The sequence below is a fragment of the Faecalibacter bovis genome, assembly GCF_017948305.1.
Taxonomy (GTDB): Bacteria; Bacteroidota; Bacteroidia; order Flavobacteriales; family Weeksellaceae; genus Empedobacter; species Empedobacter bovis.
The window spans coordinates 1,238,728-1,251,861 of record NZ_CP072842.1 but is presented as its reverse complement, the minus strand read 5'-3'; the positions used below and the strand labels follow the sequence as shown (position 1 = coordinate 1,251,861).

The 13,134-nt window shown below is 31.6% G+C and carries 12 protein-coding genes; 5 read left to right on the top strand and 7 right to left on the bottom strand.

Annotated elements, in window-relative coordinates:
* Window position 1: 1 nt before the first annotated feature.
* From J9309_RS05960 to J9309_RS05950, 3 genes are read right to left on the bottom strand one after another with little or no spacing between them, the layout of a single operon-like run.
* On the bottom strand, window positions 2-2,563 hold the full coding sequence (locus J9309_RS05960) for a DNA gyrase/topoisomerase IV subunit A (RefSeq protein WP_230477646.1): 2,562 nt from the start codon (window positions 2,561-2,563) through the stop codon (window positions 2-4).
* 1 nt (window position 2,564) lies between these two features.
* The gene (locus J9309_RS05955) at window positions 2,565-3,056 is read right to left on the bottom strand and encodes a hypothetical protein (protein WP_230477645.1); all 492 of its coding nucleotides are present in this window, start codon (window positions 3,054-3,056) and stop codon (window positions 2,565-2,567) included.
* Between the two features lie 59 nt (window positions 3,057-3,115).
* Window positions 3,116-4,972, bottom strand: coding sequence for a DNA topoisomerase IV subunit B (locus J9309_RS05950; RefSeq protein ID WP_230477644.1), 1,857 nt, complete (start codon window positions 4,970-4,972; stop codon window positions 3,116-3,118).
* Window positions 4,973-5,094: 122 nt separating this feature from the next.
* On the opposite strand from J9309_RS05950, the gene J9309_RS05945 reads away from it, so the two are divergent.
* Entirely contained in the window at window positions 5,095-6,240 is a 1,146-nt protein-coding gene (locus J9309_RS05945) for a methionine aminotransferase (protein WP_262897286.1), read from the top strand.
* Between the two features lie 32 nt (window positions 6,241-6,272).
* On the opposite strand, the gene J9309_RS05940 is transcribed toward J9309_RS05945, so the two are convergent.
* From J9309_RS05940 to J9309_RS05930, 3 genes are all read right to left on the bottom strand, one after another.
* The gene (locus tag J9309_RS05940) at window positions 6,273-7,085 is read right to left on the bottom strand and encodes a T9SS-dependent choice-of-anchor J family protein (protein WP_230477642.1); all 813 of its coding nucleotides are present in this window, start codon (window positions 7,083-7,085) and stop codon (window positions 6,273-6,275) included.
* Between the two features lie 100 nt (window positions 7,086-7,185).
* A complete protein-coding gene (gene ychF, locus J9309_RS05935; protein WP_230477641.1) occupies window positions 7,186-8,277 on the bottom strand; it encodes a redox-regulated ATPase YchF in 1,092 nt (363 codons plus the stop codon).
* Between the two features lie 97 nt (window positions 8,278-8,374).
* On the bottom strand, window positions 8,375-8,755 hold the full coding sequence (locus tag J9309_RS05930) for a hypothetical protein (protein WP_230477640.1): 381 nt from the start codon (window positions 8,753-8,755) through the stop codon (window positions 8,375-8,377).
* Window positions 8,756-8,847: 92 nt separating this feature from the next.
* Between J9309_RS05930 and J9309_RS05925 the strand changes: the two genes are divergently transcribed.
* A complete protein-coding gene (locus J9309_RS05925) occupies window positions 8,848-9,363 on the top strand; it encodes a thioredoxin family protein (RefSeq protein ID WP_230477639.1) in 516 nt (171 codons plus the stop codon).
* A 35-nt stretch (window positions 9,364-9,398) separates the two neighbouring features.
* Here the strand turns inward: J9309_RS05925 and J9309_RS05920 are convergent, their stop codons facing one another.
* The gene (locus tag J9309_RS05920; protein WP_230477638.1) at window positions 9,399-10,094 is read right to left on the bottom strand and encodes an ABC transporter ATP-binding protein; all 696 of its coding nucleotides are present in this window, start codon (window positions 10,092-10,094) and stop codon (window positions 9,399-9,401) included.
* Window positions 10,095-10,331: 237 nt separating this feature from the next.
* Here J9309_RS05920 and J9309_RS05915 point away from each other — a divergent pair, with 237 nt between their 5' ends.
* Genes J9309_RS05915 through J9309_RS05905 form a run of 3 tightly spaced genes read left to right on the top strand, consistent with a single transcriptional unit; the run spans window position 10,332 to window position 13,134 of the window.
* Window positions 10,332-11,153, top strand: a complete 822-nt coding sequence (locus tag J9309_RS05915) for a prephenate dehydratase (RefSeq protein WP_230477637.1) — start codon at window positions 10,332-10,334, stop codon at window positions 11,151-11,153.
* Entirely contained in the window at window positions 11,150-12,286 is a 1,137-nt protein-coding gene (locus J9309_RS05910) for a pyridoxal phosphate-dependent aminotransferase (RefSeq protein WP_230477636.1), read from the top strand. The genes J9309_RS05915 and J9309_RS05910 overlap by 4 nt, the downstream gene beginning before the upstream one ends.
* A complete protein-coding gene (locus J9309_RS05905) occupies window positions 12,283-13,134 on the top strand; it encodes a prephenate dehydrogenase (RefSeq protein ID WP_230477635.1) in 852 nt (283 codons plus the stop codon). The genes J9309_RS05910 and J9309_RS05905 overlap by 4 nt, the downstream gene beginning before the upstream one ends.

Here is a 13,134-nt window from a genome sequence, read left to right as displayed (position 1 = left end):
ATTATTCTTCTACATTATTATCAACATCATCCATTACTTCATCAAACAAAGTTGGTTGCTGTTCTTCATCATCTAAAATTTCCTCTTCAGGCTCTTCGTACGGTAACGGTTCTAGTGTTACAATATTCTTTAATTTATAAGTTGTTAGTTGATTTCCTTGCGCTTTTATTCCTTTAACGGCAATAAATTGCTCAAGATTTACAACTTCTTCTTCACGTTCAACTCCTTTAATTTTAGAAAATTGTAATTCAACCATTGGAAAATAATCAGTCGAAATGAATTTAATTTCTGACTTTTCATCTTCATTTGTAAAGAAAACCTGCGTATTTAATGTATCTTCTAAAACAAATCGTTTTACAAAATATTTATCTTTTGTTCCATCATAATAGATACAAGTAATTGGTTTTTCTGGTTTCCATTTCTCTATAATCGTCATTTCATCATCAAAACGATTCCCTAAATCAAAAGAAACTAATTTTGCTTCACCTGTATTATTAATTGTTAAGATTTTGTCATCTCCTTTGAATGAACCTAATAAATCACCACGTTCATCAGCATTAAGACGACGAACAATAGGATCGTACCAAATTTGGCGAGGTGCTAATGTTGAAATACCTTCTTCCTTAAGTTCAATCTTTTTGATTGGATATTTAGTAACTAAATTTCCTTTACTTACACGACCTTTTACAGCTAAATCAGCAAAATCTAAATCAAATTTCAATTTCTTGATTCTTTGATGTGTTTTTAAAATTACTGATACAACTTCTGCTTCACCATTCGGATTAGCCGAAAAATAAAGAACTTCTGAACCCTTATTTCCGTTTGTTAAATCGTATTCTTTATCACGAGTAATTCCTGTAACAGCAAATCTTTTTTGATATGCCGGTCCATTTTTACCATCACGATAAATTAAGTTATAAATTGTTCTTTTATCGTTTTTACGCCAAACACCAATATGTATAATTCCTTTGCCGACAAATGTTTTAACGTCGACTTTAGTAATTAACATACTACCATCTTGTTTAAAAACAATAATATCGTCAATATCAGAACATTCGAAAACATACTCATCTTTCTTTAAAGATGTACCGATAAAACCTTCTACTCGATCTACATAAAAACGAGTATTGGCAACAGCTACTTTAGTAGCGTCTATATTATCAAACGTACGAATTTCTGTTTTTCTGACTTTATCTTTCCCGTATTTCGCTTTTAAACTCTTGAAGTATTCAACTGCAAAATCAATTAAGTTTTCTAAATGATGTTTAACTCCAACAATTTTATCTTCTAAAGAATCTAAATATTGTTGTGCTTTATCTAAATCAAATTTAGATATACGTTTAATTTTAATTTCAGTTAAACGAATGATATCTTCTTCGGTAACATCGCGTAATAAATGAGAAATGTGAGGTTGTAAACCTTTACGAATTGCTTCTATTACACCTTCCCAAGTTTCTTCTTGTTCAATATCATGATATATACGATTCTCTATAAAAATTCTTTCCAACGAAGAAAAATGCCATTGTTCTTGTAATTCATCAAGTTCAATTTCTAATTCGCGTTTTAATAATTTTAAAGTATTATCTGTATTGTATCGAAGAATTTCTGAAACAGTTAAGAATTCTGGATGTTTGTCATTAATTACACATGCATTTGGTGAAATAGAAATTTCACAATCTGTAAATGCATAAAGTGCATCAATTGTTTTATCTGGTGAGATCCCAACCGCTAAATGAACTAAAATTTCAACTTCGGCCGCTGTGTTGTCTTCAATCTTTTTGATTTTAATTTTGCCTTTATCATTGGCCTTTAAAATAGAATCGATTAAAGAACCTGTTGTAGTTCCGTAGGGAATTTCTGTAATTTTAAGAAGTGTTTTATCTTCTTGTATAATTTTAGCACGAACTCTTACTTTTCCACCGCGTAACCCATCGTTATAATCAGAAACATCAATTAAACCAGCTGTTTGAAAATCTGGAAATATTTGAAACTTCTTCCCTCTAAGATGTGCGATTGAAGCATCAATTAACTCGTTAAAATTATGAGGTAATATTTTAGTTGATAAACCTACCGCAATCCCCTCTACACCTTGTGCTAATAGTAGAGGGAATTTGATAGGTAAATCAATGGGTTCTTTATTTCGACCATCATAAGATGGTTGCCATTTTGTAGTTTTTGGATTAAAAACAACTTCTAATGCAAATTTTGTTAATCTTGCTTCGATGTAACGAGCTGCTGCTGCACGGTCACCAGTATATACGTTACCCCAGTTTCCTTGCATATCAATTAACAAATCTTTTTGACCAATCTGAACAATTGCGTCCGAAATTGCTCCATCCCCGTGAGGATGATACTTCATTGTATTTCCTACAATGTTTGCTACTTTGTTGTAACGACCATCTTCTAATTCACGCATTGAATGTAGAATACGGCGCTGTACGGGTTTTAATCCATCATAAATTGATGGTATTGCACGTTCTAAAATCACATAAGAGGCATAATCAAGAAACCATTCTTGGTACATTCCTGATACTTTCTTGATACTCTCTTCTTCTATATGCATATTATGCTACTTTTGATTTTATTTGTTTTTGGTTTTGTTGAATAATTTTATCAAGTTCTGAAGTGATGCTATTTCTTTCTTCAGAAGAAAGAATTGATAATTGCAATTTAACTTTAACAACATTTGACTCTTTTTTACTGTTAATAAATAAAGTAAGATTGTCGTTTAAGACACCTCTTTTTATTTCATAACTGTTCAGTTTATACTTTGGTAAGTCAACTCTTTTGTCTTTTGAGCTTAAAAATGAGAAAATCCCTACTCTTTTAACATTAAGAGTTAATCCTTCACCGGAAGTATCAAATTCGTAATATTGCCAGCCTACAAATAGCATGGATATAGCAATAGGAGAAATTAAAATTCCAACATATAATTCGTCAATTGCCGTAAATGATAGGATATTTAGATACAATAATGCAAATCCTACCAATAAAGTTAAAAGAATTATGTTTAAAATTTTAACAAGACTCTTTACTTTTTTGTTATTCAATTTCATAATTAAAAGTTTAGTTAGTGTATTTTATATTTAGTTAGTTTGGTAAAAATAATAAAAATTTATATTTCGTTTGTAACCATATCTAGGGATAAATTATTAATAATAAATTCTTGTCTTGTGGGTGTGTTTTTACCCATATAAAATTCTAGCATTTCGTCAATAGAACTATCTTTTCCTATCATTACAGGTTCTAAGCGAATATCTTTGCCGATAAAGTTTTTAAATTCATCTGGCGAAATTTCTCCTAATCCTTTGAATCGTGTAATTTCAGGGTTTTTTCCTAGTTCATTTATTGCATCTATACGCTCTTGTTCCGTATAACAATATCTCGTTTCCTTTTTATTTCGCACCCTAAATAAAGGTGTTTGCAAAATATATAAATGACCATCTTTTATCAACTCTGGAAAAAATTGTAGGAAAAATGTAATCGCTAATAAACGAATATGCATCCCATCAACATCGGCATCGGTAGCGATAACGACATTGTTATAACGTAAATCTTCTAAACCTTCTTCAATATTTAAAGCAGCTTGTAAAAGATTAAATTCCTCGTTTTCGTATACAATTTTCTTAGTTAATCCATAAGAATTTAATGGTTTACCACGCAAACTGAAAACCGCTTGTGTTTCTGGATTTCTACTTTTTGTAATTGATCCAGAAGCTGAATCCCCTTCGGTAATAAAAATGGTAGTATCTAAACGTAATTGAGCTTTTGGATCGTTATAATGCTGACGACAATCTCTTAATTTTTTATTGTGTAAACTTACTTTTTTAGCACGTTCACGAGCTAGTTTACGGATTCCTGAAAGTTCCTTGCGTTCAGTTTCAGATTGTTTAATCTTACGTTCTAACGCCTGAGCAACTTCTGGGTGTTTATGTAAATAGTTATCTAAATTCGTTTTAACAAAATCATTAATAAACGTACGAACCGTAGTCATACCTGGTCCGATTTCGTTTGATCCTAATTTTGTCTTCGTCTGAGATTCGAAAACTGGTTCAATAACTTTAATAGAAACTGCACTGATAATCGACTTTCTAACATCTGCAGGATCGTAGTTTTTATTATAAAACTCTCTCACCGTCTTAGCAATCGCTTCTTTAAACGCTGTTAAATGCGTTCCACCTTGCGTTGTGTTTTGACCGTTAACAAATGAATAATATGTTTCTGAATATGATTTTGAACTATGCGTTAATGCAATCTCGATATCTTCACCGCGTAAGTGAATGATGTCGTAAATCGTTTCATCCTCGATATTATCGCGTAATAAATCTTTTAAACCTTCAGTCGAATAGAATTCTTCACCATTGAATGTAATCTTCAAACCTGGATTTAAATACACGTAGTTTTTCAACATACGTACGATGTATTCTTTTCTGAATTTAAAATTTAAAAAGATGTTTTTATCTGGAACGAAAGTAATTTTAGTTCCTTTACGCAACGAAGTTTCCTTCTCTTCTTCTTGATTAATTAAATCTCCTTTAGAAAATTCAGCAATTCTGGTTTTACCATCACGAACAGACTGAACTTTGAAATATGTAGATAAAGCATTAACTGCTTTTGTACCAACACCATTAAGACCAACAGATTTCTTAAAAGCTTGTGAATCGTATTTTCCACCAGTATTCATTTTAGAAACAGCATCAACCATTTTCCCCAAAGGAATACCACGACCGTAATCTCGGATCGTCACCTCATCATCACGTAGATTAATTTCAACTGATTTCCCAGCTCCCATAACGAACTCATCGATACAGTTATCAATAATCTCTTTAAGTAAAATATAAATTCCGTCATCTTGAGAAGACCCATCCCCTAACTTACCGATATACATCCCTGGACGCATACGAATATGCTCTTTCCAGTCTAAGGTTTTAATATTATCTTCTGTATAATTGACTTGATTTAATTCAGACATTGGCGTTTATCGTATTAGAATTCTGTAATTTACAAATTTACTAAAAAAATACTAAAATCTTTTTGGTAACTTTAATCTTAAAATAATTGTAACAATACTTCAAACTCCTACATAACGTAATTATGTCAAATATGAATTCCAAATTACCTCATTTAGAAACTACTATATTCACGGTAATGAGTAAACTGGCGAGCGAAAATCAGGCAATAAATCTTGCACAAGGTTTTCCTGATTTTGATCCACACTCATCATTAATAGAGAGTTTAAATTATTATTCGTACCAAAATTACAACCAATACGCGCCAATGATTGGCGTCGAAAAATTAAGAAATTTTATTGTAGAGAAAGTTGAAAAATTTCATAAATCAATTTATCATCCTGAAAATGAAGTCACAATTACAAACGGAGCAAGTCAAGCAATCTTTACAGCTATTGCCGCTGTTATTGAAAAAGGTGATGAAGTAATTATTTTCGAACCTGCTTATGATTTGTATAAACCTGCGGTAGAAATGTTTGGTGGCGTTGTAAAACCAATTCGACTTACCTATCCAGATTATAAAATTGATTATTCTAAATTAAAAGAATTAGTAACTGAACAGACTAAACTTGTCATCTTTAATAACCCGAATAATCCTTCAGGAAAAATTTTTAGCGAAGATGATTTAATTCAAATCGAAGCGATATTAAAAGATAAAAATTGTTTTATTATCAGTGATGAAGTTTATGAACACATGACTTTTGACGGCAAAGAACATCAAAGTTTTGCTCGAATTCCTTCGTTAAAGGATAGAACATTTATTACTTCATCTTTCGGGAAACTGTGTCATGTTACTGGATGGAAAGTTGGTTATGTTTTGGCTGGAGCTGAATTGATGAAAGAATTTAGAAAAGTACATCAATACAATGTTTTTTGTGTACATACTCCTTCTCAATACGCTATTGCGGATTACTTAGAGGATGAAAATAATTATTTGGAATTGAATAATTTTTTCCAACAAAAAAGAAATTATTTTGTAGATGGTTTGGCCTCAACAAAATTTGAACTTATTCCTTCTGAAGGAACATATTTTATTTCGGCGAATTATAAAAATTATTCTGATTTAAATGATCGTGCTTTCGCTGAAGAATTAACCATTAAAAATAAAGTTGCAACCATTCCTTTTTCAGCTTTTTATCATGATAAATTTGATGAGAATGTGATACGTTTTTGTTTTGCTAAACAAGAAGAAACTTTAGACGCTGCATTGGAACGTTTAAATCAGTTATAAAAAAAAAGCCACTCGTAGGAGTGGCTTTTTTTTTATTGAATAACAATTTTTCGTGAAACAACTTCTTTCTCGTTGTAGAAATTCACAATATATATTCCTTTTGATAAAGCAGAAACATCTACCGATTGTCCTTTAACTTGACTTACTTTTTTACCAGATAGATCAAAAACTCTTACTTCGTTTACATTTTCAAAACCTTGAATTTTAACAACTTTTTGATCTTGATAAACCATAGCTTTTTCTTTCTTAATATCAGATGTATTTAAACCAGGTGTAAATTCCACTTTCACATCATCAACCCCAATAAATAAAATATCTTCACAATCGTAATGTCTAAATACAATTTGAACATCTTGCCCTCCGAATTCAGATATATCAATATTTACAACTTTTGCCTCTGTTGCATATCCTCCATCTAATGTTTCTTCGAAAACTGGTGTTTCGTTTCCTGTAAATTCAGCACCAGCTGGAATAACATAAACAGCATAGTGTTCTTCGAAATAACCTTCTTCATTATCGGCAGCAGCTACCTTAAAAGTTAAATCTAATGTTCCATTTTCTGGTAATAAAATTACTGGACTTGTTAATGTATTATCTGGAGTTAATGGCGCGTAGAACCAAGACCACGACCAAGCAAATCCTCCTACAAAAGACAAAACTTCTGCTTCACCCGAATCTTCATCTGTTACCAATTCCCAAGAATCATTGTCTCCATCCCTATCTGCTATCGTCCATAAACTATGAGTTTCTGTTGTAGCAAATGTTTCTTCAAAAATTGTTGTGGTTTGAGCTGTAGTAAATGAACCAACTAAGATTGATCCAAGCAAAAATAAATTTTTAATCATATGTAATTTTTAATGTAATTCATTGTTAATCGCTTCAAATATAGATAAAAAAAATCTCAACCAAATTGGTTGAGATTTTATATGTGATGAATTTAAATTCTTATACATTAAATAAGAAGTGCATAATATCACCGTCTTGTACGATGTATGCTTTTCCTTCTACATTTAATTTTCCTGCTTCACGACATTTAGCTTCCGATCCGTAAGTTACGAAATCTTCAAACTTAATTACCTCAGCACGGATAAATCCTTTTTCGAAATCAGTGTGGATAACACCAGCAGCTTGTGGTCCTGTAGAACCTTTTTTGATTGTCCAAGCTCTTACTTCTTTTACACCTGCTGTAAAGTAAGTTTCTAAGTCTAATAATTTATAAGCAGAAACAATTAAACGGTTTACACCTGGTTCTGTTAATCCTAATTCTTCTAAGAAAATTTGACGCTCTTCGAAAGTTTCTAATTCGTTGATATCTGCTTCGATTTGAGCAGCTAAAACTAAAACTTCAGCTTTCTCATCTTTTACAGATTCTTTTACTTTCTCAACCCACTCGTTACCATCTTTCGCATCAGACTCGTCTACGTTACATAAGTATAAAACAGGTTTAGCTGTAATTAACTGTAAAGAATCAACAATTTCTTGTCCTTTTTCGTCTAATTCCATTACACGAACATTCTTTAAGTCTTCTAAGTGAGCTGTAACTGCTGTTAAAACCTCAACTACTTTTTGCTCATCTTTGTTACCTGCTTTTGCTGCTTTTTTAGACTTTTCAATACGTTTTGTAACTGTATCTAAATCTTTTAATTGTAACTCGATATCAATCGTTTCTTTATCACGAATTGGATCTACTGAACCATCAACGTGTGTAATGTTTTCATTTTCGAAACAACGTAAAACGTGGATAATCGCGTGACACTCACGAATATTTCCTAAGAATTGGTTTCCTAAACCTTCACCTTTACTCGCACCTTTCACTAAACCAGCAATATCTACAATTTCTACAACTGCAGGTACAACACGCTCAGGATTTACAATTTCTTCTAACTTGTATAAACGAGGATCTGGAACTGAAACTGTTCCAACATTTGGTTCAATAGTACAGAAAGGATAGTTTGCCGATTGCGCTTTTGCATTCGATAAACAGTTAAATAAAGTCGATTTACCTACGTTTGGCAATCCAACGATTCCACATTTCATATATGATGATTCTTTTATTATTACTTATAAATCAGAATGATGTTCTGATAAAATCTGTGCAAAGATAATGATTTCCATCAAAGATTACTAAACCTAATTATCTAACCCATTTAACAAGAACGCTTCGACCGTTATAACTTTTAAATTTTCCGTTAAAACAATCACACTCTTTTATATATTGCATCTGGTAAATATTATACGTTTTATTGTAATTCTGTTTTCTAAAATTTAAATTAGGATACTTTAATATGATTGAATCTGCACTATCCGCTGCTAATCCATCATTATAATCAAAAATTATTTGTGGACTTTTAGCTAAATTTAAAGTTATCAATGCTGAATCTGATACAAATCCATTTTCGTTTGTGACTTCATATCCTAAAAATATCTGTCGCCAATTACCGTTTAGAGATTTCGTCTTCGTTGCACAACTTGTTACAGTTAAAATGAATATGATAAAGAATACTATTTGCTTCATATTATTAAATATTAAAGATCAATAAGTTAATAAAAACATTTCAAAATTCTAAAACTTCTACTTACATTTACTCTACAAATTCAATAGAGATTATGAAAATCAAAGCAATCATCTTCAGTTTATTCATTCTTTTTGCAAGCAATATTAAGGCGCAAACTGCTTCAGAAATTATGGATAATGCATACAATCAAGCGAAAATTGAAAATAAAAATGTCTTTTTAATCTTCCATGCCTCTTGGTGCGGATGGTGTAAAAAGATGGAAAAAAATATGGAAGACGATTTAGTAAAAGAATATTTCGATTCTAATTATGTCAAAGCCTTTATTACTGTAGAGGAACGTGGCGAAAAAGCAAAATTAAATACTCCTGGAGGAAACAACTTGGTTGAAAAATTAGGTGGTAAAAATCAAGGTTTACCTTATTGGGTTATTCTTGATGAAAAAGGTAATGTTTTGAAAGATTCAAGAATCAACGGTGAAAATGTTGGTGGACCAGCTTCTGAAAAGGAAGTTGATTTTTTAATATCTGTTTTAGAACCAACTTCTAAAAATCAAAAAATTGATCCTGATAAAATTAAAGAAGTATTTATTCTGAAGAAAAAATCTTAATGAAATATAAAAGCCATCATAAATGATGGCTTTTTTTATTTTGTTAACGCTTGAAACGCTTCTTCTAAATTTTGATATTGTCCTTTGAAATCTTCAATTGGTTGATCGGCTACAATTTCACCTTTATTCAACAAAATCACACGAGAGCATAACGCTTCCACTTCTTGCATAATATGTGTAGAAAGTATAATCGTCGTATTTTTCCCTATTTCGCGAATCAATTCTCTAATTTCAATAATTTGATTTGGATCTAACCCATTTGTTGGTTCATCTAAAATCAAAATTTGTGGTTTGGATAAAATAGCTTGCGCCAAACCAACACGTTGTTTATATCCTTTTGATAGTTGATTTATCTTCTTATGTTGTTCCGGATTTAAGCCAACTTCTGCAATAACTTCTGCAACTCTTTGCTTTTTTTCTCCGCGAATGTTCATCACAAATTCCAAATATTCTTTCACATACATATCCATATACAACGGATTATTTTCCTGTAAAAAACCTATTTGACTTTTTGTTTCTATCGGATTTGTATTAACCGAAGAATTATTTACTAAAATATCTCCACAATCTGGAATAATAGCATTGGTAATACTCTTCATTAATGTTGACTTTCCAGCTCCGTTCGGACCTAGTAAACCAACTACTTCACCTTGCTCTATCGAAAACGACACCTTATTCAGTGCCAGTTGATTACCGTACTTTTTTGTTAAATCTTTGATAACAATTCCCATCCAATGAAAAATTTTTGATAAAATTATAAAAACGTAATTAGGATTAAAAAATTATTTATAGCTTTGTTTCAGATTTTTACAGAAATGACAATGTTTAATTATTTTAACGCATTTTTCTTTTACTTTTTTGGATGGTATTCAGAAGAGCAGGGACTGCGTTGTCATAATTGATTATATATATTAATAAGATAAAAAGTCCCACGGAAACGTTGGGACTTTTTTTTTGCCTAAAACAAAATGAAAACAAAAGTTGCAATCCAAGGCGTAAAAGGTTCGTATCATCACGAAGCAGCAGCCAATTATTTAGGAAATGATATCGAATTATTAGAATGCGATACTTTCAAACAATTAGCAAAGGCTTTGGAGAAAGGAAAAGTAGATAAAGCAGTGATGGCAATTGAAAATACAATTGCAGGAGCAATTTTACCAAATTATGCTTTAATTACTAAATATGGATTAAAAGTAGTTGGTGAAATCTATTTATCGATTCAACATCAATTGATGGTACAAAAAGGAAAAACAATTGACGATATTAAAGAAGTTCGCTCGCATCAAATGGCTCTTTTACAATGCGACAAATTTTTGGAAAAACATCCGGATTGGAAAATTGTAAATGATGTTGATACAGCTTTAACAGCAAAAGATATTGTTGATCAAAATTTAGATTTCGTTGCGGCAATAGCTTCTCGTAAGGCGGCAGAAGTTTATGGGTTAGATATTTTAGCATCGAGCATACAAACTTTTCAAGATAATTTTACTCGATTTTTTGTTTTAGAACGCGAGCATATCGATTACGAAGATTTCAATAAAGTTTCGATGCGCTTCTCTGTAAATCACAAAGCAGGTGCATTAGTTGAGGTTTTGAATCATATTGCGGAATGTGGAATTAATATGGATAAAATTCAGTCCGTACCAATCATTGATAAACCTTGGGAATATTCATTCCACATCGATATTACATTCTATGATAAACAACAATATTATACGCTTTTAGGCAAAATCGCGAAAAAATTAACAGATTTAGAAATCTTAGGAGAATACAAAAAAGGAAAAGAATGATAGCAGAAGCCCAACGTTTACAAAGTGTTCAGGAATACTATTTCTCAAAAAAATTACAAGAAATAGCGAACATGCAAACGGATATTCCAATAATTTCTTTAGGAATTGGAAGCCCTGATTTGCAACCAGCACCAGAAGTTATTGAAACTTTAATCAAAGAATCACAAGCTGGTGTAAATGGCTATCAAAGTTATCGTGGATTACCTGAGATGAGAAACGCAATGGCTCAATTCTATCTTTCAAAGTTTGAGGTTGAGGTCAATTCTAATTCTGAGATTTTACCATTAATAGGTTCTAAGGAAGGAATTATGCACATTTCAATGGCTTTTTTAAATGAAGGTGATAAAGTTTTAATTCCAAATCCTGGTTATCCTACTTATACTTCGGTGACTGAATTGATACAAGCCGAACCTTTATTTTATGATTTAAAAGGTGAAAATAATTGGTTGCCTGATTTTGAACAATTAGAAAAATTAGCCGAACAAAAACCAAAAATTATGTGGATCAATTATCCCCATATGCCAACTGGAGCAACTGCTTCACGAGAAGTTCTTGGTCAATTAGTTGCTTTTGCAAAACGCCATCAAATTTTAATTGTGAATGACAATCCATACAGTTTCATTCTAAACGATCATCCAACAAGTATTTTATCGATCGATGGAGCGAAAGAAGTTGCCATAGAATTAAACTCGTTAAGTAAAACTTTTAATATTGCGGGATGGCGAATTGGAATGGTTTTAGGAAAAGAAGAATTTATCCATTCGATTTTAAAAGTGAAATCGAATATGGATTCGGGAATGAATTATGCGATTCAGAAAGCTGCTGCTAAAGCTTTAGAAGTTTCAGAAGAATGGTACGATAATTTGACAAAAATATATGCTGAAAGACGACAAATCATCTATCAAATCTGTAATAAACTAAATGTAAAATACGATCCAAACGCAGTTGGAATGTTTATTTGGGCAAAACTTCCGGAAGGAATTGATGATAAATCTTTTATCGACGAAATCCTTTACACTAAAAAAGTATTTATCACACCGGGAAGTATATTTGGAAGCAATGGCGAAGGTTATATTCGTTTTTCACTTTGTGCACCAGTTGAGAAATTAACCGAAGTTTTAAAAAGATTATGAAAAATGTAAGTATTGTCGGATTAGGATTGATTGGAGGTTCGTTTGCTTTGGCTTTGAAGAAAACTGGTTTAGCTGAAAATATTATAGGAATTGATACCAACATCAATCATCAAATAGAAGCATTAGAACTTGGTATTGTTAATGAAATAGATAATCTGAAAGAAGCTGTTTTACGAAGCGATTTAGTTGTATTAGCCATACCGATAAATGCAGCTCAGCAATTTTTACCAGAAATCTTAGATTATATACCTGAAGAATCTATCGTGATGGATATGGGATCTACGAAAGCAGGTATTTGTGAGATTGTAAAAAATCATCCGAATCGTAAAAATTTTGTTGCCACACATCCAATTGCCGGTACAGAAAATTCAGGTCCAAGCGCTGCTTTTGCTGAATTATTTCTGAATAAAGTTTCAATCATTTGCGATCCTGAATTAAGTGCTCCAAGTGCGGTAAAAAAAGTTAAAAAGATTTACCAAAATTTATGGACAAACGTAAGCACAATGTCGTCTGAGGCGCATGACAAGCATATTGCATTCGTTTCTCACCTTTCTCACATTACATCTTTTGCTTTAGGGCAAACTGTTTTGAATATTGAGAAAGATGAAAAAGCAATTTTTGATATGGCTGGTTCTGGTTTCGAATCAACGGTTCGTTTAGCTAAAAGTTCGCCGGATATGTGGACACCAATTTTTATCCAAAACCGAGAAAATTTGCTAAATGCTATTGATGCTTATGAAGAACAAATAAAAAATATGCGCCGAATGATTGAGGATGCAAATCCAGAAAACATTCACCAATACCTATCGAATACCAACGATATAAGAAGAATATTAAATAAAAAATAA

Excerpts from the sequence above, each read along its gene's own strand:
- J9309_RS05960 (WP_230477646.1), bottom strand. The coding sequence starts at position 2,563 with ATGCATATAGAAGAAGAGAGTATCAAGAAAGTATCAGGAATGTACCAA.
- J9309_RS05955 (WP_230477645.1), bottom strand. The coding sequence starts at position 3,056 with ATGAAATTGAATAACAAAAAAGTAAAGAGTCTTGTTAAAATTTTAAAC.
- J9309_RS05950 (WP_230477644.1), bottom strand. The coding sequence starts at position 4,972 with ATGTCTGAATTAAATCAAGTCAATTATACAGAAGATAATATTAAAACC.
- J9309_RS05945 (WP_262897286.1), top strand. The coding sequence starts at position 5,095 with ATGTCAAATATGAATTCCAAATTACCTCATTTAGAAACTACTATATTC.
- J9309_RS05940 (WP_230477642.1), bottom strand. The coding sequence starts at position 7,085 with ATGATTAAAAATTTATTTTTGCTTGGATCAATCTTAGTTGGTTCATTT.
- ychF (WP_230477641.1), bottom strand. The coding sequence starts at position 8,277 with ATGAAATGTGGAATCGTTGGATTGCCAAACGTAGGTAAATCGACTTTA.
- J9309_RS05930 (WP_230477640.1), bottom strand. The coding sequence starts at position 8,755 with ATGAAGCAAATAGTATTCTTTATCATATTCATTTTAACTGTAACAAGT.
- J9309_RS05925 (WP_230477639.1), top strand. The coding sequence starts at position 8,848 with ATGAAAATCAAAGCAATCATCTTCAGTTTATTCATTCTTTTTGCAAGC.
- J9309_RS05920 (WP_230477638.1), bottom strand. The coding sequence starts at position 10,094 with ATGGGAATTGTTATCAAAGATTTAACAAAAAAGTACGGTAATCAACTG.
- J9309_RS05915 (WP_230477637.1), top strand. The coding sequence starts at position 10,332 with ATGAAAACAAAAGTTGCAATCCAAGGCGTAAAAGGTTCGTATCATCAC.
- J9309_RS05910 (WP_230477636.1), top strand. The coding sequence starts at position 11,150 with ATGATAGCAGAAGCCCAACGTTTACAAAGTGTTCAGGAATACTATTTC.
- J9309_RS05905 (WP_230477635.1), top strand. The coding sequence starts at position 12,283 with ATGAAAAATGTAAGTATTGTCGGATTAGGATTGATTGGAGGTTCGTTT.